The sequence below is a fragment of the Ignavibacteriota bacterium genome (genome assembly GCA_016707525.1).
Taxonomy (GTDB): domain Bacteria; phylum Bacteroidota; class Ignavibacteria; order UBA10030; family UBA6906; genus JAGDMK01.
This window is the reverse complement of the sequence record JADJHP010000008.1, coordinates 50,545-72,688: the sequence shown is the minus strand read 5'-3', so window position 1 is coordinate 72,688 and position 22,144 is coordinate 50,545. Positions and strand designations below refer to the sequence as shown.

The following is a 22,144-nucleotide window of genomic DNA, read 5'->3' as shown; positions in this document are numbered from 1 at the left end:
GATACGACATTTTTGTTACTTTGCTCTTGACAGCATGACAAATATGTCGTATCGTTCTGCGGGGTTCTGCTGTCCGGCAGTCCCGCAGAGAAGAGGCCCAGGAGAACGGTGACCATGTCTTTGAGCATTGTAGAACAATTCCGTGCGGCACCGCCGGGGACGTTGTATGGCGTGCACGGCGATAGCAGTGTCTTCCGGCTTGCGCTGATCGCGGCCGGTTACACGTTGTTGCAGGGCGTTCCGGTGACGCTGGTGGATGGCAGCAACCGGTTCGATCTGTACGGGCTTGCAGAGTTCGCGCGGCGGACGGCAGGGGGGCGGTGTACGCCGGACGAGTTGCTCCGCAATATCTTCATTTCCCGGGCGTTCACCTGCTATCAGATGGAAGCGGTCATCGCCGAGCGGTTGCGGGGGTTCGTGCGCGACCGCAAGTCGCCGGTGGTGCTCATCTTCGGGTTGCTGGACACGTTCTATGACGAGCAGGCACCGCTGCGCGATGTGCGCCTCGGTGTGCAGCGGATGATGCAGGCATTGCAGGGGTTGAAGCGGGATGGGGTCTCGGTGCTGGTGGCGTCCACCGATGTGGGGCCCGTGCCTCCTGCCCGCCGCGGCCTTCTGCCGGGGGTGATGGGGGGGATGGATAAGGTGTTCGATATGGGAAAGCAAGGAAGAGGGCAGAAGGAAGAAGGAAAGAGTCTTCCTGCCGCACAGAGTGCGGTGAAAGCAGCAGGGCACAGCGACAAGGACAAGACGCAACTCAGCTGGACAGGACCGCCGCCCCCCCTTCCTTCTTCCTTTCTTTGAAGGTTCTATGGGTCGTACCGTACCGACATTCACGATGGTCCTGCAGCAGGAGATGGACAGTTGGTCCAAGTTCCGGCGCGGGTTGCGCAAAGAGGACCAGGAAGCGCTGGACGATCTCTTCCGCACTGCGCGTCTGCAACTGGCCGGCAGTGCCTATGCCGCCCGCCCCATCCCGTTCGAAAGCATCGTGATGGCGATGCTGGTGGCGCAGCAGCGCAGGATCGCGGAGCTTGAAAAGGCACGTATGAAAGAAGAGAGAAGAGAGGCATGAGGTGTTATGCTCACTGCCTGGCTCTTCGACCTCTATCCGTCCGCCGACGGCATCACGCTCTGGTTCGTGGATGCCGAGGGGCGCAAGCACCGTGCCTATGCACGGTTCACCCCCTCATTGTATCTGCATCTTGATGTCGGGCACGCCGGCCGCATCGCGGGCCTCCTGCGCGCCTTTCCGGCCACGGTCCGGCCCGCCACGAAACGCGAGATCTACAGCAACACCGACTGGCATGTGCTCGAGGTGACGGTCGGTGGTACCGCGCACTTCAAGAATGTGGTCCGGCTGCTGGAACAGCATCTCCCGCACTACGTCTTCTTCAATTCCGATATCCCCATTGCCCAGTTGTTCCTGTATGACACCGGCCTCTTTCCGCTGGCCTTCGGCATGTACGAGTTCGATACCGACGGGCGTCTCCTCTCGTGGCAGTTGCAGGACACCAATGATGCGATGGAATACACGTTCCCGCCGCTGACGATCCTCACGCTCAAGAACCGTCCGGACGTCGTTTCGCCGAAGTTCCGGAAGAACCTGCAGCTCGAGCTCAGCTATGATGGCTCGACGTATGCCCTCGAGAGCAGCGACCCGCAGGACGTGCTTTTCTCGCTGGAGCGTCATCTGCGGCGGTGCGACCCGGATGTGATCCTGACCGAGTACGGCGATGCGGTCCTGCTGCCGATGCTCACGCGCCTTGCCGCCGAGCATCAGGCGCCGCTCTCGCTCAACCGGGATGCCGGCAGCGGGTACATCACCTCGCATGCCTCCAGCTACTTCGCCTACGGCAAGATCGTGCACAAGGACGGTGCCTTTGAACTTGCCGGGCGGTGGCATCTGGACATCGAGAACTCGTTCATGATGGGGGAGGCGAGCCTGGACGGTGTGACGGAGATCGCGCGCCTCACCCAGCTTCCCGTGCAGCACCAGTCGCGTGCCACCATCGGCACCGCGCTCTCCAGCATGCAGCTCTCCTGGGCCTACCGCCACGGCTATCTTATCCCCGCGCACAAACGCGAGCCGGAGGATTTCAAATCGGCGGATATCCTGCTCCTTGCCGACCGTGGCGGACTGATCTTCCAGCCGGAGATGGGGTACCATGAAGAAGTTGCGGAGATGGATTTCGTCTCGATGTACCCCACGATCATGGTCACGCACAATGTGTCGCCCGAGACCGTCAACTGCCGCTGCTGCAAGAACAGCGCGGTGCCGGAGCTGGGCTACACCATCTGCGAGAAGCGTGAGGGGATCGTTGCGGCCACGCTGCGCACCGTGGTGCGCAAACGGGGCATCTATAAGAAAGAGAAGAAGCGGCTGAAGGCGTTGAAGGACCCGCGGTGGACGCTTTACGATCACCGGCAGACCGCGCTCAAGTGGATGCTGGTCACCTGTTTCGGCTATCTCGGGTATAAGAACGCGCGGTTCGGGCGGATCGAAGCGCATGAATCGGTGAATGCCTTCTCACGCGACGCCATCCTGCAGGCAAAGGAGATCGCCGAGGGGCACGGGTTCCATTTCATCCACGCCATCGTGGACTGCATGTGGCTGAAGCGTCCCGGTGCGACGGAGGCGGATTACGAGGCTCTCGCAGTGGAAGTGAGCGAGAAGGTCGGCATCGACATTTCGCTGGAGGGGATCTACAACTGGATCCTGTATCCGCCCTCCAAGATGGACCCGCGCATCCCGACGGCGAACCGGTATGTGGGATGGTACACGAACAACGAGATCAAGATCCGCGGGATCGAGATCAGGCGTCGCGACACGCCGGTCTTCATCAAGCGGGTGCAGGGCGAGTTGCTGAAGATCCTCGGAGAGGGGAAGACCGTGGCGGACCTGCACGGGCTGTTGCCGGCGGTGCTGGCGAAGGCGAAGGAGTCACTGGACCTGCTGCGGTCGGGCAAGGCCGATCCGCTCGATCTTGTCGTCCGCCGGCACCTGTCGCAGGAGGCCGATGAGTATACGAACCGGAGTGCGAACGCCATCGTGGCGCAGGCGCTCGCCGAGGCTGGTGTACACCTTGCGCCGGGCGAGTCAGTGGAGTACATCATCATCGATGCCACGGGCAAGCGGCATCCGGAGAAGGCGAAGGCCGTGGCGTTGTACTCGCTCGATGATGGATACGACATCGCGAAATACACGGAGATGACGCTGAAGGCCGTGGAGACGCTGCTCTTCCCGTTCGGCTACGATGCGGAGACGCTCAAGAACATGTGGTATCCCGTGCCGCCGAAGCTCAAACGGCCGGTCGTACGGCGGCACGTGCGCGAACAGGGCGAGCTGTTTAATTCAGATAGCTGATATCGGATATCTGAATTCTGAACTTACTGCGGAACAGCGAACAGACTGTCCCATGCCGCGAGGCGGCTGTAGTAATCGGGAGGGATCTGTTCCGGTGCGGTGAAGCCGGACAGGTAGGGATACGACGACAGGCCGAGTTCGTCGATGAACGGAAAATCCGCGAAGTCCGTTGCGACTTCTCCCATGGTACCGTCCTGTGCCAGCGGAGGAGGAGTGTTGCTGGTGCAGGGTCCCTTCGGCGGCCCGCACGTTCTTATATGTTGTTCCCCAGAGCCGAAGGCAGGCGCGGCGATGCGAGCAGGTCTTCGAAGACCGCCCAGCGCCGTTGCGGGTCGTTCACGGTACCGCCGTGCGATTCGATGTATGTGCGCACGAGGTCCTGGCCCAGATTGTAGTTGATGACGTAACTCCGGTACGCATCGAAGAATTTCGTCCGTTGCCATGCGCGGTCGGCCGACATCATGGCATAGGTCTCGAGCCAGTGTGCCGCTGCTTCGCGCGTCATGGTGCCGTTCAGATAACCGCGTGCTGCTTCATTGCCTGCGTACGCCAGGCGCTGCACGAAACCGTTCACGAACGCGTACATCTCCGCCTTTGCGGGGTCGAGTCCGGCGAGGGGGAAGAGGATCTCCCGCTCGAAGGCCAGGCGTTCCTTCCCGGGGAAAGCCATCTCGATGCCGAAGTTCGCCGTCCCTTCCGCGATGAGCGATTGCGGGCTGTAGAGCGGATAAACGGAGTATTCCCACCATCCACGCTTGCGCACCAGCTCGTGTTCGAGCAGGCTGTTGTACACGTGATGCCCGGGATATCCTTCATGACAGGCGAGGTCGATGGCGCGGTCGATCGTGATGGGGAAATCCACGTTCATCTGGATCACGCTGGTGTTCGCGCCACGGTACCAGTTGTAGCCGCTCCACGACTTTCCGGTGACATACTCCACCGTGAAGCTTTCGTTCTCCGGCAGGCGGATGTGTCCGGCTGATCGTTTCCGTCCTTCCGCGATCGCCGCAAGGAACACGGCATCGAGCCGTTCGCGCGGGATGATGAAGTCGGCAAGGAACGTGTGGTACCGCTCCTGGATCGTTCCCGTCCCCGGCATCGACCTGTCGATGTCCTGGAGGAGCGCATCGAAGTGGTCGGGTCCATGGGTGGGAGCGACAGCATCGTACAATGCCATGGATTCTTCGTCGAACGACGGCACCCAGCCTTCGAGCATACGGCACCGTGCGATCAGCGATTCCGTCTGGCGGACAAGGAAGATGTGACGCCGGACCACGGCCGGGTCCGTGCCGGATGGAGCGAGATCCTGTAGTGTCGCAAGGAGCGATTCGCCCTCTGCGCGGACAGCCGGAACGGGAAGCGCAGCGGCATCGACGGCTGCCTTCCATTCTGCCGGGCCGTAGTAGGCGTCGACATAGTCAGGGTCGTGACGGCCGAGTGCAAGAACGGCGTGGACGTATCGTTCGGCTGCGGCATCGAGCTGCCGGAGGGGGGCATTGGGTGTCATTCTTGAGGCCTCATGATCCTGAAATATCATGAGGGGTGGACACAAATGCAATGGTGAATCACGCCGGTCGGATCAGTCGTAGGGGCGGTGCATGCACTGGTCCGGATACGCCGGGCATTGCTCCTGGGACCCCCGGGCAGGTGCCCGCTCCGTTTCTCCAAATTCTTCGATAAGCGGTATGGGGAACGATTCCACTGTGGTGTCCACGGAGTGGAGAAACGTCGCGAACACCTGCCCATGGGTCCCTCCACCATTCGATTGTCGCTGCGGGGATCACCGGACGTCGTACCGGTGGAAGCCCACAACGGCGAGGGCCAGGGATGCGAGGGCGAACAGGAACAGCAGCAGGCCATCCCACCCGGCATCAGCCATGAGTCGATCGGCAGGAGCCGGCATGCTCTGGTATCGCGGGAGGTCGCTGATATCCAGCGTCCCGCGCTCGCGCGGCGCACTGAACGAAAACCCCTTTTCTGAATCCACCGTGATCCTGAAGCCGCCCGTGCCGCCCGATTCCTGCTGCTTCCGGTCCACGTGAGCAGTGAAGATCTTGCGGTACTCCTCCATGGACGCTTCGGTCGTGCTCTTCAGACCGACGGATGTGCGTGCTATCTCCATGGCAGCAAGTTGATAGACCGCGGCGGGGGAGGATCGTGCGAGCGTCAGCGCAACACGCTCCTGCGCGGCGCGTTTGTTGCGCACTTCCTCCTGAAGGCGCAGGCCGTAGGCATCGATCTCCGCCTGGACCTTCTTCCGTCCTGCATCCTCCTCCTGCATCCACTGCCACATGTGTTCGTCGCGGTATGCATCGCGCTGTTCTTTGGAGAAGCCCTGCATCGCCACTTCCCGTTCCTTCCAGCGGTCGCCCATCCCGGCCATCTGTTTCTCCCATGCCGCCTTCTCAAAGCCATCCTTTTGCGCATCCACCTCCGCGACGGTCGGGACCCCGATCATCTGTTCGGCGGCGAGGACGCCGATCCTGGGAAGGATAAGAACCGTGCAGATCCAGAGGACCAGGCATGCCATGAATGAGGCGGACGGCGTGCGGGTCCATGTAGAGATGGCGACCCCCGCTGCCACCCAGACAGAAAAGTACAGCAACGAACCTATCAGCAGCGCACCAATGCGCAGCCAGTCGGAGGCCGAGAGGGGCACTCCGGCGAGTGAAACGATGAGAAGACCCAGGATCATGGGGATGGAGAGTGACAGCAGCAAACCTGTCCAGATCCCGGTCGCTTTTGCAAGAATGTAGATCCGTCGGGGGAGCGGATTCGCAAGCGAAAGCTGGAGTGTTCCGCTCTCGCGTTCACCCGTGATCGCATCATACGTGAACAGGATCGCGAACAGCGACAGCACGACCTGGACGATGAACATGAGGTCCAGGGAGCGGAACACGGCAAAGATGGGGTCGTCGGCGTAGACGCTGTGCAGAAGCTTCACAGTCTCCCGTCCGTTGATCCCGGAGAGCCGGCCGATATCGTTGTGGATCCCGCTGACGAAGACCAGCAGCGGGTCGGGCGGACGCAGGGCGCGGGCGTTGATGGACATCCAGTTCGAGGCCTCGCGGAGTTCCTGCTCGGCGAGTTGCACGGCGGTGTCGTACTGCCGTGCCCCGGCCGAATATTCACTGATCCCGGCGGCGATGCTCATCAGGATGAGCACCGCAACGACGCCGAAGGTCAGCGTGAATTTCTGGCTGAGCAGGATGCCCTTCAGTTCCTTCATGACTACGGTGGTGAACATACGCCTATTCTCCAGAATGATTGCCGCCCGACCCTGCCCTGGTGACGCGAACGTTGCCGTGCCCGAGGTGCACGGGCGCAGCGCTGCGCCCCACAAGTTCGGTGCCTCTGCCTATGGGACGCGAATCGTTGCCGTGCCCGATGGTTGCACGGGCGCAGCATGCTGCGCCCCTACAAGGGTTCGGTGCCTCTGCCTATGGTGACGCGAATCGTTGCCGTGCCCGATGGTTGCACGGGCGCAGCATGCTGCGCCCCTACAAGGGTTCGGTGCCTCTGCCTATGGTGACGCGAATCGTTGCCGTGCCCGATGGTTGCACGGGCGCAGCTGCTGCGCCCCTACAAGGGTTCGGTGCCTCTGCCTATGGTGACGCGAATCGTTGCCGTGCCCGATGGTTGCATGGGCGCAGCATGCTGCGCCCCTACAAGGGTTCGGTGCCTCTGCCTCTGGTGACACGAATCGTTGCCGTGCCCGATGGTTGCACGGGCGCAGCATGCTGCGCCCCTACAAGGGTTCGGTGCCTCTGCCTATGGTGACGCGAATCGTTGCCGTGCCCGATGGTTGCATGGGCGCAGCATGCTGCGCCCCTACAAGGGTTCGGTGCCTCTGCCTATGGTGACGCGAATCGTTGCCGTGCCCGATGGTTGCATGGGCGCAGCATGCTGCGACCCTGCGTGTGCTACCCTCACCGCACGTCGTACCGGAGGAAGGCCGCCACGGCGCCGACGATGAACAGGAGGTTCACGGCGAGAAGCAGGATGATATCCAGCGCCGTGCCCCCGGCAACATCCGCGTACTGCATGGGTGTATAGGAAAAAGCCGGGATCTCGTTCGTGTTGATCGGTTCGGGCTTCTTCTCGTCGTCCACCACGACGCGCATCACCACCATCCGTCCACCCGGATTCATGCCGGTCTTTGCGACCATGAATCCGGCGAATGCTTTTTGATACCGCTCCGTTGCCGCCAGGAAATGCTGCTTCATCTCGAAGGATGTCCCCGCCAATCGCGTGGCGGCGAGCGTGAAACACGCCGCGGGTGACAGCCGGGCGATGCTGAAGGCCACGGCTTCCTGCACATCCTGACGATTGCGCCGATCTTCATTCACCCTCGAAGCAAATTCCCGCATCTTCCTATCGCGCTCGTCCGCGATCTTCTGCATCATCTGCTGGAATTCCTGCATCATCGCCTGCATGTCACCGCTCTTCGACGGCCGGAACGCCGCCATTGCGGCGCGGTCCTCGCCCCAGAGTCCGGCGCTGAACTTTGCCTTCTGAGCGGCCACGGCGTCGACCGAGGGGACATCCACAGCCCGGCCGGCGAAGAGCACTGCCGCACGGGGAACGATGAGCACCGCCACGATCCAGACGACCAGAAGGACGAGGAACGAGGTTGTGGAACGGGTGGTCATGGCGGAGACTAAGACCGAAAGAGACAGGAACACGCCGAGATACAGGAACCCTGCGCCGATGATGAAGGCAAGGCGAACCCAATCGTCCCCTGTCATCGGCACGCCGAGTACCGTGAGGAGAGCGGACCCGGCGGCCAGAGGCAGAAGGAGGGAGACGACCAGTGTGAGATAGGATCCCAACAGCTTGCCTGCAATGAACGTGCGTCGTGGGACCGGGGAAGCGAACGTGAGCCGCAGCGTGCCGCGCTCCTTTTCGCCGCTGACCGCGTCGAAAGAGAACAGGATCGCGAACAGCGAAAGAACGACCGTAAAGAGGAACTCGAGGTCGAACTGACGGAACACCGCGAGCATCGGTTCGTCGCCGTAGCGGCTGTCGTGCGCGGTCAGCTCCCCGCGCCCTTCCACGGTCACGGTGCGACCGATATCATTCGCCACGCCGGCGACGATCGCCGAAAGCGGCTGTGGAGGAAGGTACACGTTCATATCACGAACCTGTATCCAATCGGTGATCCCCTCCATCCGGCGGAGGTTCTCCCGTTTGGCAGCTTCATGTTGTCCGACCGCCGTATGATACGACCGGGCACCGACCACGAAGACCAGCAGGACGAGGACGGAGCACACCCCGAATGTGACGGCGAATTTTGTGGATCCGATGATATCGCGGATCTCTTTGATGATCAGGAGACGCAGCATGATGACAGTGTCCGGTGCTGTGGATCGATGGTCAGGCCGCGTGGCCGGCGATATGCTCGAGATAGAGTTGTTCCAGATTGGCGCCGCCGAGTTCGGTGGCGGACCGTTGCATCACCAGGCGTCCACGGTTCAGGATCCCGACGGTGCTGGCGATCTCCCGTGCGCGGAAGATATCGTGGGTGGACATGAGGATCGCCTTCCCTTCATCCCGCAACGAGGTCAGGAGTTGGGTGAATTCATATCCCGCCTGCGGGTCGAGTCCGGAGGTCGGCTCGTCCAGAACGATGGCCGGAGCGTTCTTGAGGATGGCGATCGCCAGCCCGCATTTCTGCCGCATCCCTTTCGAGAATCCACGCAGTTTCTTGTCGTGCGCCTCCGGTTGCAGCCCCACCCGTTCCAACACCCGGTGGTAGTCGTCCTGTGTGTGCAAATTCCTTCCGCCCAACCGTGTGAAGTAGTCCAGATTCTGCATGGCCGTGAATGCAGGATACAGCATCACGTTCTCCGACACGTATGCGATCTGCGCCTTCGCCATGAGGGGTTCGGTGTGGGTGCAGATACCGTTGATGCGCGCTTCGCCTTCCGTGGGCTCGAGGAAGTTGAGGAAGATGTTGATCGTCGTGGTCTTCCCGGCCCCATTCGCTCCCAGCATGGCGTAGATCTGTCCCGGATGTACTTCAAACGACACGTGGTCCAGGGCCAGGACCCCATCCTCGTATCTCTTGGTGAGGTTGACGGCTTCAAATGTTGGCTGCGACATGGTTGCTCCCGAATAGTGAACAGATCGTCCCGTGTGTGTCATCGCCGTGAAAGTCGTATGCCGAACACCACGATCCCTGTGACCAAGCCCAGTATCACGACGATCAGCACGATCGTCATGAGCATATTGCTCCCTCCCTGGACCTCGATGGTGACGGTCTTGTCCTCGGCGTTCACGGGCTGGTTGTCGGAGAGTCCGCTGGTGCGGAGACGGATCTCATACCGGCCGGCTGAAATGCCGGCCGGGGGGTGGACCACGATCTGGCTGCGCTCCTCCGACGAAACTTCCAGGCGTGGGATGATCGCCGGTGTGATCTCCCTGGTCCAGAGCGGCGGCAGGTCCAATTTGATCTCGACATTGTCCAGCCTGCGCGTCCCTTCATTCACCAGTTCCACCGGGAACGCGATCTGGTCCGATGCACCGATCGTATGATAGAGCTGCGCCAGGCGGACGAGCAGGCGTCCTTTCCCCCGGGGGACGAGTTCCAGGCGGGCATAGCCCACCTGAAGTTGTTCGATCTCGCGCTGTGTCCAGGTCTTCCCGCCGGCGGACGCGATCAGACCCGCCTGGCTCTGCGGCAGAACGAGGACATAGAAGACGATCGGTTTGTCCATGAGCACATCGTCGGTGGGACGGTCGGGAAGCGAGACGTCGAGCGCGACCTTCCGTGTGTTCGTTGCCTCGGTGAAGCGGAACTGGCTGAGCCGGGAACGGTTCACCGGGTCTTTGAAGACCGCGAGGAGTTGTGCGGGCAGGTTGACGGTGGCGAGCGTGAACGTATTCTGCTCCTTGCTGAACAGTTCGAGGCGCAGATCGAAGACCGCAGAAGATCCGAGTTCGCCCTCCAGCGAGAACTGCTCGGCCTGCACCATCACACGGTTCACGGAGACATCCTTCTGCAGGAAGATCTTCATGCTCCGCTGCGTGCCATTGCCGTAGATCATGTTCACGGTCACTGCGTCGAGGTCCTGCAGGATCGTGAATTCCAGATCGCGGGGATGGCCGTACTTGAGCTGATCGAGTTTTGCTTCATATGGCTGGCTGATGATGGCGCTCTCGTTGTTCAGCAGGGAGATGTAGACATTGCTGATCAGGTCGGGCTGCAGCGACCGGAAGAGTTTGTCGTCCAGGTTCAGGAGTTTCCGGAACTCCTCGGTCCCTCCCGAAGCGTTCTCGAGGCGGAGGCGGACACGTCGTGTCCCGTCGGCCGTCTGGTACTTCACCGCGCGGGTGATCGACACGTACTGCTGTTCGAAGAGGACCGCCAGGAGCGACTGCTGGAAGTTCACTTCCGCGTCCGCGAAATTGCCTTTCGCGCGGTCGAGTTCCGATTGCGCGATCAGGCCGCGGCTGAAGAGTTCCTGTTGACGATCGAAGTCCTTCTTTGCGACCTCATACGCTTCTTTGGCACGTTTCAGGCCCAGAACGCGATACTTGTCGTCACGCTGGTTATAAAACGTTCCTGTCTGTGCGGCAAGGTCACCGAGTCCGAGTGCCAGGACGAGGACACCGAGGGCGAGGGTGCGGAACCGAGGAAGGAGTGTCATCAGTTGTTCTTCTTGATCACGATCTTGCGGTCCCGGGGCATATCCTTCGGGTCCGCTTTGAGGAAGGAGGCAAGATGCATTGCCTCACCCCGTTTGATCCCCAGCGTGATGGTGTCGCCGGGTGCGAGGGACTCGTAGAGCGTCTTGAAAGCCGCGGCGGTCTTGAGGGTTTTGGCATTGACCATGAGGATCAGGTCGTTCGCCTGCACGTCGATGCCGGCGTACGCCTTCGGGCGGTTCGCACCGGGCATGGCATGGAGGACCTTGACCTGTTTCCCCTCGTCACCCAGGACGCAGCCGAGCTCGGGAATGAACGCCCCGCCCTCGATGCGGATCATCGTCCGGCCACCCTCGGTCTTCTTCTCCATGGTCTGGCCGCCGGTGGTCGTCGTGACGACGGTTTGTCCGCCCTCCGTCTTTTTGATCACGGTCTGGCCATTCGTCACCGTGGCAGCAATAAGGATGAGTGCAGAGACAACGATCGAACGCATGAATCCTCCGGGATGAGAGTGATATCGGTGTGACGGCAACATACGGCATCTGTTGCGTCGGTCATAGTTAAACTGTGTTATCGAGTGTTAATGAACGTTAACGGGGAAGCATGTTTTCCTCCGGCATCGTATCTTGAGGCATGGCGCAGACGCGGACATACCGGTTCCTGGTGGCGGGCACCATCATCGCGGTGATCGGACTCCTGACGATCCAGGTCGTGCTGATCGATATGGCGTATCGTGCAGCAGACAGGGCGTTCCAGCAGAATGTGAATGCTGCGCTGCAGACCGTGGCCCAGGGGCTCGAAGCGCAGGAGATCGTGATGACCGTCGTGTGGGCCAATGACGACACAACGAACGATGTGCAGGTTGGCCCGTCGCAGCGACCGTCGCGGGTGTTGATGCGATTCGTGAAGGCCGCGAGGGGTGATTCGGGCGTGCAGCACCAGTCGGCGGTCTCTGTCCCGGATACACCAGGGCAGGGTCCTCTCCCCCACACGGTGCATATCCTGCGGTCGGAGCGGGGAGTGCTGCATGAAGAGATGATCCTCGATACCATATGTCGCGGTGCTGTGCGCACCGGGAGCAATGCCGGCACAAGCACGGGTGCGCAACAGTACAGCTTCAGCTATCAGACGGACGGTGATTCGCTACGCCTTCACATGACAGGGACGGGAAGCACTGCGACCACGGTCTCCACGTCGGGGCCAGGGGTACGGAGGGCGCTTGTTTCGCGCGTGATCGACCGTCTGGCGACCGCGGATCACCAGCCCATCCAGAAACGGATCACTGCCGGGCAGCTGGACACATTGCTCCGCCGCGAGCTGCGGGAGAACGGTATCACGCTGGATCCCACCTTCGGGGTGATGTCGGCAGGAGAGGATACGCTGCGCATCGCAGGCCCGGGTGCCGACCGTGCGGAGCTCGTCGTGTCGCCGTTGCGCACGCGGTTGTTCCCTGCGGATGTCCTCGCGTCCCGCGCTGATCTCCTTGTGAGTTTTCCCGGGCAACGATGGTATCTCCTCGCCCAGGTCGGGCCGTACGCCTTCGCGACCGTGGTATTCGCCGCGTTCATCATCGCCGGCTTCGTGTACGCGTTCCGGACCATCGCGCGGCAGCAGCGCTTGAGTATGCACGTGCGTGACTTCATCAACAACATGGTCCACGAATTCAAGACACCCCTTTCCACGATCACTCTTGCTGCCGAGGCGGTCGTCCGCCCCGATGTGATCGGCCAGCGTACGCGTATCCGCCGGTACGTGCATGTGATCGGTGAGGAGACGGAGCGCATGCGCAACGGCGTGAGCAAGATCCTGCAGATGGCGGTGGTGGAAGAGGGCGACTATGAACTTTCGCTCGTTCCGCTCGATGTGCACGTCCTCCTCGAGAAGGCCGCGTCGGCGTTCGCCGTCCAGGTGGAGAGCCGGGGTGGGACGTTGACGCTGCATACGGGGACTTCACCAGCGCACGCGACCGCGGATGCGCTGCATCTCACGAACATCGTGCACAACATCCTCGAGAACGCGGTGAAGTACACCGCCGGCGTTCCGGAGATCATCATCCGGACAGAGGCGGCAGCAGGCATGGTCACGATTCGCATCAGCGACAACGGGATCGGCATGGCGCCGGGAGAAGCCGGCCGCGTGTTCGACAAGTACTATCGCGTGTCCACCGGAAACCTGCACGACGTGAAGGGTTTCGGGCTTGGCCTTGCCTACGTGCGGCTGATGGTCACGGCGATGAAGGGGACCGTCGCCATCGAGAGCGATCCGGGGAAGGGGACGACAGTGATCGTGTCGCTTCCCGGCGCGCGGGAGGGGGCAGCATGAGCCGGCTCCGCGTCCTTCTGGTGGAGGATGATCCCAATCTTGGCTTCATTCTGAAGGAGCATCTCGAACTGCAGGGTTACGATGTCGACCTGGCGGTCAACGGGGCCGAAGGAATGGATCGTTTTCGTCGGGGAGGTTTTGCCCTCTGTCTGGCTGATGTGATGATGCCGAAGAAGGATGGCTTCTCGTTCGCGAAGGAAGTACGGGCGCAGGACGAGGCCATCCCGTTGATCTTTCTGACGGCACGTTCGTTGAAGGAAGACCGTGTTGAGGGATTGAGGATCGGTGCGGACGATTACATCACCAAGCCGTTCAGCATGGAAGAGTTGATGCTCCGCATCCGTGCGGTGCTCAAGCGTGCGCATCCGCCGGTCGATGCGGTGCCGGCGCACGGCCAGTATACCATCGGGACGTTCAGCTTTGATGCCGGTACGCGAACGCTGGTCCGGGAGGGGACGTCCGAGGAACTCACGACACGGGAGGCGGAGCTGCTGACGATGTTCTGTCAGCGAGAGCAGGGATTACTGGAGCGGTCGGCGGCGCTCCGCGAGATCTGGGGGGACGACACCTTCTTTGCGGGGAGGAGCATGGACGTGTTCATCAGCCGGCTGCGCAAACGGTTTTCCGCGGATCCCGCGGTGCAGATCGTGAACGTGCACGGGAAAGGATTTCGCCTTGTGGTTTCGCCGGTTGCCGCGATCGGCCGGACCGGCCTCCCCGCGCCCCGTCGAACATCGCCATCACCACGCCGGCGGTCGCGCTCCGCCGGCGGCCCCACGACAAAAAGAAAGCGCGGGTAACCTCACCCGCGCTTTCCCAAGAGCATCGCCCTCCCGTCTTCCTCGCCTCTCCGCGTTGCTCTCTTTAATACTTCACTCCGCAGCCATAGGGCTTTGACACGGTCACGGCTACTGCTTTGCCCGCGAGGAGTGCATCGAGTGCATCCTTCACGTACACCGTGCGATCGGCATTTCCGCCTCGGGGATCGTCATCGACCGCCCCATTGTAGGCGAGAGATCCGCTCCGGTCGATGATGAACATGTGGGGCGTGGTCTTTGCGCCGAATGCCCGCCCCACGGCCCCTTCGCCGTCGAGCAGTTGTGCGGTTGGTGATGCCTTCCAGGCCGCATAGCGTTCCTTCTGAGCCGCCGGTGTTTCATTCTCGCCGTGCTGAGGGTTGGTGGAGTTGACCGTGAGCCATACCACGCCGCGGGCGGTAAATTCTTTCTGGAGGGCATTCATGATGCCACTGCCATAGGTGCGCCGCACGACAGGGCAGTTGGGGTTCGTCCACTCGAGGACGACGATCTTTCCTGCGAAATCGGACAGGGATGTCGTCTTTCCCTCGAGATCCGTCAGGGTGAAACCTGGCGCGGGCTTTCCTATTTCTGCGGCCGGAGTTCCTGCCCTTCCCGCGCCGGCGATGGTGATGATCGCGAACGCAACGATCAGTGCGCTGTTCTTCACACGTGTGAGCATGCTGCCTCCTGTGAAATGTTCATGGACATGATGACTGATCAATTCGCATAGCGTACGGGAAGATCGATGGTGTATGCCTTCGTACCGACAACGAGTATTCCTCGCAAACGGCTGACGACCGCCTGTGGTCCGGAGGGATGCACGCGAAGAGCGACCCCCGCGGCATCCACATGGATGCTTGCATGGTCCACGACGGCATTCCCGACGAGATCGGGATAGAAGTCATCCACGTGCATGCCCGGATCGAACCGGAGTGCCAGCCCTCCGTCAGAGCGGCTGGCCGAAACGAACAGAGTGTCTTGCGTGGTCTTCCTCCATGGCACGGGAGCGGTGCGTGCGAACCGTTCCAACAACCGGAGGGAGCTATCAGTGTCCTTGCCGGTGCCGGCACACGGAAGAGAGATCGTGCTGCCTCCGGGAAGACAGCTCTCCCTGCAGACCAGCCATTCGATCTCGGCGTGGATGGAGTCCCGCGGATCCTGTTGATAGTCAGCAGGTGGCGTGATGGTGGTAACGAGGATCAATTCATTGAAGTATCCATAGGACAGAAGGCCATCGGCAGCGATCTTCGTTGGAACCGGGAATTGGAGAGGTCCGGCCCGGAAGCCCGACGGCATTCTCCAGCGGATGGCCGGTGGCAGGCCGGCATCGCCCGGGTTTGACCAGTACAGATGCCAGTGCGGTTCGATCCTGAAGCGGATCACCGCCTGCGCCGGGCCATCCCACGTGGTCGATGCAATATTCAGGGACGCAGTGACGGATGGGGGTGCGGGTTCGCCCGCGCGAAGAGAGGGTGATACGGCGCAGGCCAGCAGTGCGGCCGCGATCATGGTTGTCGTGAACAGGGAACGGTCCATTTCTTCCATGAACGCAGATGACCCGCGGGAGGTTCCGCGGTCACAGGTGTCTACATGATCCCCGCCGGGTCGATGTCCACGACGATATGGGTGTGGCGGCCGCTGCTGCGGACAGCCTCGACAGCCTGGCGCAACCGCGCGTTGGTGAGCGAGCCGGACGGGTCGACCGTTTTCGCGGTTTTCACAACGATGTGCCACCGGAAATTCTTGTTGATCTTGCCGATCACCGCGGGGGCGGGGCCGAGGATCTGGAATGGCGGGGCATTGCGGTGCAATGCAGCGCCGATCTTCTCAGCGAGTGTGCGAACCTCTTCTTCGTTCTCTCCGCGCGTTTCCACGAGTGCAAGGCGGGAGAACGGAGGATACGACAACTCTTCGCGCTCCTTGATCTCTTCCTCGAAGAACGCGAGGTAATTGTGATCGAGGAGATGGACGAGTGTACGGTGGCCCGGCTGGGATGTCTGCACGATCACCTCGCCGAGGAGAGTACTGCGCCCTGCGCGGCCCGCGACCTGCGTGAGGAGCTGGAACGTCCGTTCGGACGAACGGAAATCCGGCAGGAGCATCTGCGTATCGGCGCTGATCACGCCCACGAGGGTCACATGCGGGAAGTCGAGTCCTTTGGCGACCATCTGTGTTCCGAGCAGGATGTCCGCCTCGCGGTCGCCGAATTGCCGGAGGATGCGATCGTGTGCCCCGCGCCGGGCGGTGGTATCCAGGTCCATGCGCACGATGCGCGCATCAGGGAACAGCGTCTGCAGTTCCTCTTCCACGCGTTGCGTACCGACGCCATGCATCCGCATATCGGCGCCGCCGCATTGCGGACAGAGCAACGCCGGCCTGCGGACGAGTCCGCAGTAGTGACAGCGGAGATGCTTCTTCGTTGCGTGGTAGGTCATGGACACATGACAGTTGTCGCACATCTCCACATGGCCGCATTCCTGACACTCCACGAACGGAGCGAAGCCACGCCGGTTCTGGAGGAGGATGATGCCTTCCTTCTTTGCGATGCGGTCAGCGATCTTCTCCTGCAGGATGCGTGACAACGAAGAATGTTTGAACTCCTTCATCTTGCCGCGCTGCTCGTAGGGGAGAGCCTCCTTCGCGGCGGTGTAGACCTGCTTGCGCTCACGGGTCATGTCCACCACGTGCACCGTAGGCATGACGGCACTGTCGATCCGGTCGGGCAGCGACAGGAGCTCGAACTTGCCCGAGCGCGCATTGGCAAACGATTCGACCGATGGTGTGGCCGATCCCAGTACCACCACCGCGCCGGCAAAGCGTCCGCGCATGATGGCAACATCGCGTGCATGGTACCGCGGGGTGGCATCGTACTGTTTGTATGTCGCCTCATGTTCCTCATCCACCACGATGAGCCCCAGGTTCTGCAAGGGAGCGAACACCGCGGAGCGCGGGCCGATCACCACCCGGCATTCGCCCGCAAGCGCGAGGCGCCAGACATCGTAGCGTTCGCCCGCGGACATCCTGCTGTGGACGACCAGGACGTGGTCGCCGAAGTGGCTTTTGAACCGGCGGACGATCTGGGGCGTCAGAGATATCTCGGGCACGAGGACGATCGCCGAACGGCCGGAATCCACGCAGTATTTGATCGCTTCGATGTACACCTGCGTCTTGCCGGAGCCCGTGACGCCGTGGAGGAGGAAGGTACTCGCCTTCTGCTCATCCAGGGCTGCTGCGATCCGGTTGCGCACCCCGTCCTGCGCAGGGTTGAGCCGGATCGCGAGTGTTTGTGCTTCCGTACCATAGTCCTGCTGACGGGTGACTTCCCGGCGCGTCACGGAAAGTGATCCGTTCTCAAGGAATGGCTTCACGGTGGAGCTGGCCGTCCGGGTCCGTTTCATGAACTCGAGAAGATCGATCTCGGGGCCTGGGCTTTCCGCGAGGGCGAGAAGTGCCGTCAGGAATTCCCGTGCCTTCTTCTGGCGGGCGGGGAGGGCGTCGCGTGTGTTCTGGATCGCGAGGTGGTCGAGCCGTTCCACCGCGATGAACTCGCGGACCTTTGCTTTTGCTTTCGGTCCCGGGATGATCTCTTCCGTGCCGAGGACGCCGTCGCGTTCGAGTTCGGCGATCACGGCGTGGATGCTTGTCAGTGCTGTCCTCTTCCGGAGTTCCGTGGCAAGCATCGGGCCGTGATCAGCGAGCAGGTCGATCAGCTTCCCGCGTTTCGGGGAACGTTTGCGGGCATCGGCGAGTCGCGGATCATCTGCGGGGACGAGGAGGCGCACCCGGCGTTTGCTCGTTTGTCCGAGTCCCGCGGGCATTGCCGCGCGCACGATATCGCCCATGGCTGCCATGTAGTACTGTGCCATCCAGGAGCACAGCTGGAGCAGGTGGTCCTGCAGCACCGGCGATGCATCGAGGACATCCGCGATGGGGCGGACGTTCGGCACGGTCGTGCTTTCAGGCAAGGCCACGATGATGCCGACGACCGTTTTCCTTCCGAAGGGGACGAGCACGCGCACGCCGGTCCGGGCAGTAGGGACGAGGGGATCGGGGATCAGATACGTGAATGTCTTGTCGACACCGGTGGGGATGGCGACGTCGGCGTAGTGAGGCATGGAAGAAATATCAACAGAAACGGGCAGGAGTGCAAGAGCACCCTGCCCGACATTGGTTCAAGCGTCCCGCTGCACCGTGTCCGGAGAGAATGCAGGGATGCACACAGCGATGTAGTCCGCGCCGCCGGGTGCGGGGGAGCTGTAGCGGATCCACTCACCCTTTAGTACCTGGATGCCCTGTCCCGCCTGCACGTCGATGGTGCCTCCACGGTGCTCGACGCGCAGCGCCCCGCGCAGGACGTAGGTATACTCGTCGAACGACGGTGTCTGGCCCGGTTCCACCCACCCTTCGGGGCTGGTCATATGGGCGATGCTCACGGCGGTGTCGCCGGAGTTCACGCGTCCAAAGACCTCGCGGATGATCTTCGGCTTGTTACCGGCGGCGCTGATGATGGATGGTTGGGCAAGAAGACGGGGCATGGGGCGTTCCTTATGGATTCTGCGGAGGCGCGGGTTTCAGGCGCGCGTTGACGAACGAGCGGATGGCGAGCAACAGAAAGACGACGCAGGTCACGGCCATGACCGCCTGGGCGATGGCTGCCTGAGGGCGTTCCACCACTGCACCGCCGAGCATTGTGACCGCGGCGACCGTGCCTTTGAATGAGCCGATGATGCCGAGTAGGGACAGGAGAGCGGCGCCGTGCATCGCGTGACGGCGCATCGACTCCTTGCGTGCGAGGTATCCGAGCACGATGAAGAGGATGCCGAATGCCGCGGGAATGAGTGCCGTGGGGCTGACCCCGCCACTGAATGCGTAGCCACCCAGGCCAAGGACCGTGAGTATGATGCCGGTCCCTATCGAAAGCTTGGACATGAAGAACTCCTTTTCCGGTTGTTGTATACTACTGAACAGCCGGCAGGGGAGAGGGGTTCCGCCCTGTCAGATGGTCACCCCGAGTGCTGCAAGGTCGGCCTGCATCCCTTCCGCGGTGGTGAACAGACGGGCCTGCATGCCTGCCCGGGTTCCCGCATCCACGTTCTCCTGGATATCATCGAAATACACGCAGGCATCCGCCGGGACGCGAAGCTTCTTCAGCATGTCCTCGTAGATCACCGATGCCGGTTTCATCGCTCCCACTTCATAGGAGAGCGTCACGGCATCGAACAGAGGGAACACTGCGACGGGGCGGATGGAGTGGATGAAGTGCCATTCATTCGTATTGGAGAGCAGGCCGAGCCGGTACCGGCCTGTGAGGCGCCGGATCGCATCGAACGTCCCGTCGATCGGCGTGAAGATGTTCGTGTAGGACGTGATGAACTCCTCTTCGGTGACCGAGATCCGGGCGAGCGCCGAGAAGTCGCGGAAGAACTGTTGCGATGTCATCCGTCCCGATTCATACTCGATCGCAAGATGGGAGATCTCGGGCATCAGCCCCTGCAGTTGGTCCACGGTGCATGTGCTACGACGTGCAAGATGCTCGAAGAATGATGTCACGCGGAACGAACAGAGCACGTTCCCGAAATCGTAGATGACGGCCTGGATCATGATCATAGCTCCGGAGAGACAACGACGGGTTCGATGGAGAGGAAGATCCCGAAGAGACGGGAGACGGCATCCTGGATCTCGGTGGCAAGCGCGAGGAGTTCCTTGGTGGTGCCGCCACGATTCACAAGGGCAAGGGCGTGCTTCGTTGAGACCCCCATGTTCCCACGGTTCGTCCCCCGCGGGAAGCCGGCATGCTCCACCAGCCAGGCAGCGGGGATCTTCACGCCACCGGCGCTTTGATAGTAGGGGATGGGATCGCTGTTCCCCTCTCCGGTCCATCGCCTCTGGATATCCGTGAACTTTTCCGGAGACACGAACGGGTTCATGAAGAACGACCCTGCGGACCGGCTTTCGCTGTCGGCATGATCCACGACCATGCCTTTGGAACGGCGCAAGCGCATGACCGTTTTACGCACGCGGCCCAGGGCCGGTTGACCGGGCGCGAGTTCGCTGATGGGGCCATCGGCGGCCACTGCTTTGGCGAGTTCAGGATAGCGGAGGGCGGGACGCGCTTCCGGCTGGAGGCGGAAGGAGACACCCGTGATGAGGAAGCGCCCCCGGTCGGCCTCTTTGAATCTGCTGGTGCGGTACCCGAAGCCACACTCCGTGTTTGTGAAGCTGCGTTCTTCCAGTGTCTCCAGTTCGAGGGCATCGACCCGGGTGATGGTCTCGCGCACTTCCTGTCCGTACGCCCCGATGTTCTGGATGGGAGCTGCGCCGGCCGTGCCGGGGATACCGGCCAGGCACTCGATGCCGCCGAAGCCACGGGCGACGGCACTCGTGACGACATCATCCCACTGTTCACCAGCGCCGACGTCCAGCGCGACCCCGCCCTGGACCGTCGTCACCGTGAGGCCGGAGATGCACACCTGGATCACCACCCCGGGGAATCCTTCATCGAGGAAGACGGTGTTGCTGCCGCCACCGAGGATATGGATCGGGAGGCGGTGTGTCCGGGCGAACCCGATCGCCGAACGGCATTCTTCGATCGAAGAGCACATGGCGAAATACCGCGCAGATCCGCCGAGACCTATGGTGGTCAGCGGTGCAAGCGGGTGGTTCTCAAGCATAGCACGAGAGGAGGTCATGGGTGGCGGGGATCGTGGGTACGCAAGTGAGGGAGCTGGAAGCCTCTGTATGTATCGAAGCGCGAATCGTAGAAGATAAGGTTGAAGGAGGAATCACGCAAGGTGCCGCCGGACGGATACAGATAGAATTCCTCGATGGTGGATGTCACGCGGTTCACCGGTTTCCCGTTCTCCGTATAGAAGCGCAGGGTATAGAATCCCAGGGTGAAGGGGGCGGTATTCACCTGGGCCGCGAGGTTCTCGTCGTTGAACAACAGGATATCCGTCATACGGGTGTTCCCTGGATGCGGCGTGAAGAGATACCATGGAAGGGCGGTGCATGCACCGCCCCTACACGAGAATACGTGTCCGCCACGCCGGGGGTGACGCGACCACCTCTACACGAGAATACGTGTCCGCCACGCCGGGGGCGACGCGACCGCCTCTACACGAGAATGCGTGTCCGCCACGCCGGGGGCGACGCGACCGCCTCTCACCCCCTGTGGACGTGGTAGACCGATGCCTGGTCCACCGGCATGACGATGATCTCCGGCAGGTCGACATGCGCCGGCCGCATGGCGGCGAAGAGGACGATCTCTGCGATGTCGTTGGCGGTGAGCGGCTTCATGTTCTCGTAGGTCTTTGCTGCGCGCTGTTCATCCCCGTGATACCGCACCATGCTGAATTCGGTCTCCACCATGCCGGGCGAGATGGCGCAGACGCGCACGCCGGTGCCGAGCAGGTCCATCCTGAGTCCTTCCGTGATGGCGCGGACGGCGGCCTTGCTGCCGCAGTACACATTGCCGCCGGGGTACGTCTGGTGTGCCGCTATGGAGCTGATGTTGATGACGTGTCCGCGTTTGCGTGCCGCCATTCCGGGGACAACCGCACGCGACACGTACAGGAGCCCCTTCACATTCGTATCGATCATCTCCTCCCAATCTTCCACCTGTGCCTCGTGCAGTTTGCTCATTCCGCGCGAGAGTCCGGCGTTGTTGACGAGGATGTCGATGTCGGCCCACTCATCGGGGAGCTCGGCGATGGCGGCTTCGACCGCATTCCGGCTGCGCACGTCCAGTTCCATGGTGAGCGTGCGGATGCCGTGTGCGGTGCGGAGTTCGCCGGCCAATGCGCTGATCCGGTCCATGCGTCGTGCGGCGAGGATCAACGCGCATCCTTCGCGGGCGAAGAGCCGTGCACTGGCTTCGCCGATGCCGCTGCTGGCGCCGGTGATGAGGACGATGGTGTCTTTGAGGGATGGCATTCGTATGGTGTCTTTAGTGTGTTGCGTCGTGGTGATGCGCACGGGCGGTGCATGCACCGCGCGTACACCGATG

The 22,144-nt window shown here is 61.8% G+C and carries 21 protein-coding genes; 5 read left to right on the top strand and 16 right to left on the bottom strand.

The window, feature by feature from the left end; translation table 11 throughout:
• The first annotated feature begins 114 nt into the window (after window positions 1-114).
• From IPI01_13370 to IPI01_13360, 3 genes are read left to right on the top strand one after another with little or no spacing between them, the layout of a single operon-like run.
• Window positions 115-804: a hypothetical protein gene (locus tag IPI01_13370; protein ID MBK7258758.1), complete on the top strand. Its 690-nt coding sequence runs from the start codon at window positions 115-117 to the stop codon at window positions 802-804.
• Between the two features lie 7 nt (window positions 805-811).
• Window positions 812-1,075 carry a hypothetical protein gene (locus IPI01_13365; GenBank protein MBK7258757.1) on the top strand — a complete coding sequence of 88 codons (264 nt, stop codon included), beginning with the start codon at window positions 812-814 and terminating at the stop codon, window positions 1,073-1,075.
• Between the two features lie 6 nt (window positions 1,076-1,081).
• The gene (locus tag IPI01_13360; GenBank protein MBK7258756.1) at window positions 1,082-3,367 is read left to right on the top strand and encodes a hypothetical protein; all 2,286 of its coding nucleotides are present in this window, start codon (window positions 1,082-1,084) and stop codon (window positions 3,365-3,367) included.
• Between the two features lie 23 nt (window positions 3,368-3,390).
• On the opposite strand, the gene IPI01_13355 is transcribed toward IPI01_13360, so the two are convergent.
• The 7 genes from IPI01_13355 to IPI01_13325 all read right to left on the bottom strand — a co-directional run bounded on the left by IPI01_13355 (window position 3,391) and on the right by IPI01_13325 (window position 11,510).
• The gene (locus IPI01_13355) at window positions 3,391-3,552 is read right to left on the bottom strand and encodes a hypothetical protein (protein ID MBK7258755.1); all 162 of its coding nucleotides are present in this window, start codon (window positions 3,550-3,552) and stop codon (window positions 3,391-3,393) included.
• Window positions 3,553-3,620: 68 nt separating this feature from the next.
• The gene (locus IPI01_13350) at window positions 3,621-4,583 is read right to left on the bottom strand and encodes a hypothetical protein (GenBank protein MBK7258754.1); all 963 of its coding nucleotides are present in this window, start codon (window positions 4,581-4,583) and stop codon (window positions 3,621-3,623) included.
• A gap of 564 nt (window positions 4,584-5,147) precedes the next feature.
• Entirely contained in the window at window positions 5,148-6,614 is a 1,467-nt protein-coding gene (locus tag IPI01_13345; GenBank protein MBK7258753.1) for an ABC transporter permease, read from the bottom strand.
• Between the two features lie 682 nt (window positions 6,615-7,296).
• Window positions 7,297-8,712, bottom strand: coding sequence for an ABC transporter permease subunit (locus IPI01_13340; GenBank protein ID MBK7258752.1), 1,416 nt, complete (start codon window positions 8,710-8,712; stop codon window positions 7,297-7,299).
• Between the two features lie 31 nt (window positions 8,713-8,743).
• Window positions 8,744-9,472 (bottom strand): ABC transporter ATP-binding protein, encoded by a 729-nt coding sequence (locus tag IPI01_13335; protein MBK7258751.1) that lies wholly within the window; start codon window positions 9,470-9,472, stop codon window positions 8,744-8,746.
• A 38-nt stretch (window positions 9,473-9,510) separates the two neighbouring features.
• The gene (locus tag IPI01_13330) at window positions 9,511-11,019 is read right to left on the bottom strand and encodes a hypothetical protein (GenBank protein ID MBK7258750.1); all 1,509 of its coding nucleotides are present in this window, start codon (window positions 11,017-11,019) and stop codon (window positions 9,511-9,513) included.
• On the bottom strand, window positions 11,019-11,510 hold the full coding sequence (locus IPI01_13325; GenBank protein ID MBK7258749.1) for a PDZ domain-containing protein: 492 nt from the start codon (window positions 11,508-11,510) through the stop codon (window positions 11,019-11,021). Before IPI01_13325 ends, IPI01_13330 begins: the two co-directional genes overlap by 1 nt.
• A gap of 140 nt (window positions 11,511-11,650) precedes the next feature.
• Here IPI01_13325 and IPI01_13320 point away from each other — a divergent pair, with 140 nt between their 5' ends.
• On the top strand, window positions 11,651-13,339 hold the full coding sequence (locus tag IPI01_13320) for a HAMP domain-containing histidine kinase (GenBank protein MBK7258748.1): 1,689 nt from the start codon (window positions 11,651-11,653) through the stop codon (window positions 13,337-13,339).
• Window positions 13,336-14,139 carry a response regulator transcription factor gene (locus IPI01_13315; GenBank protein ID MBK7258747.1) on the top strand — a complete coding sequence of 268 codons (804 nt, stop codon included), beginning with the start codon at window positions 13,336-13,338 and terminating at the stop codon, window positions 14,137-14,139. Before IPI01_13320 ends, IPI01_13315 begins: the two co-directional genes overlap by 4 nt.
• Before the next feature lie 64 nt (window positions 14,140-14,203).
• On the opposite strand, the gene IPI01_13310 is transcribed toward IPI01_13315, so the two are convergent.
• From IPI01_13310 to IPI01_13270, 9 genes are all read right to left on the bottom strand, one after another.
• Window positions 14,204-14,818, bottom strand: a complete 615-nt coding sequence (locus IPI01_13310) for a thioredoxin family protein (protein MBK7258746.1) — start codon at window positions 14,816-14,818, stop codon at window positions 14,204-14,206.
• Window positions 14,819-14,856: 38 nt separating this feature from the next.
• Window positions 14,857-15,675, bottom strand: coding sequence for a hypothetical protein (locus IPI01_13305; GenBank protein ID MBK7258745.1), 819 nt, complete (start codon window positions 15,673-15,675; stop codon window positions 14,857-14,859).
• A gap of 50 nt (window positions 15,676-15,725) precedes the next feature.
• Window positions 15,726-18,254, bottom strand: coding sequence for a primosomal protein N' (priA, locus tag IPI01_13300; protein MBK7258744.1), 2,529 nt, complete (start codon window positions 18,252-18,254; stop codon window positions 15,726-15,728).
• Window positions 18,255-18,311: 57 nt separating this feature from the next.
• Window positions 18,312-18,674 (bottom strand): cupin, encoded by a 363-nt coding sequence (locus IPI01_13295; protein MBK7258743.1) that lies wholly within the window; start codon window positions 18,672-18,674, stop codon window positions 18,312-18,314.
• 10 nt (window positions 18,675-18,684) lie between these two features.
• A complete protein-coding gene (locus IPI01_13290; protein MBK7258742.1) occupies window positions 18,685-19,068 on the bottom strand; it encodes a hypothetical protein in 384 nt (127 codons plus the stop codon).
• 66 nt (window positions 19,069-19,134) lie between these two features.
• Entirely contained in the window at window positions 19,135-19,740 is a 606-nt protein-coding gene (locus IPI01_13285) for an HAD family phosphatase (protein MBK7258741.1), read from the bottom strand.
• Window positions 19,741-19,742: 2 nt separating this feature from the next.
• Window positions 19,743-20,810 carry a UDP-N-acetylmuramate dehydrogenase gene (locus IPI01_13280; GenBank protein MBK7258740.1) on the bottom strand — a complete coding sequence of 356 codons (1,068 nt, stop codon included), beginning with the start codon at window positions 20,808-20,810 and terminating at the stop codon, window positions 19,743-19,745.
• Window positions 20,811-20,824: 14 nt separating this feature from the next.
• A complete protein-coding gene (locus IPI01_13275) occupies window positions 20,825-21,097 on the bottom strand; it encodes a hypothetical protein (protein ID MBK7258739.1) in 273 nt (90 codons plus the stop codon).
• Window positions 21,098-21,300: 203 nt separating this feature from the next.
• On the bottom strand, window positions 21,301-22,071 hold the full coding sequence (locus tag IPI01_13270) for an SDR family oxidoreductase (GenBank protein MBK7258738.1): 771 nt from the start codon (window positions 22,069-22,071) through the stop codon (window positions 21,301-21,303).
• Window positions 22,072-22,144 lie beyond the last annotated feature (73 nt).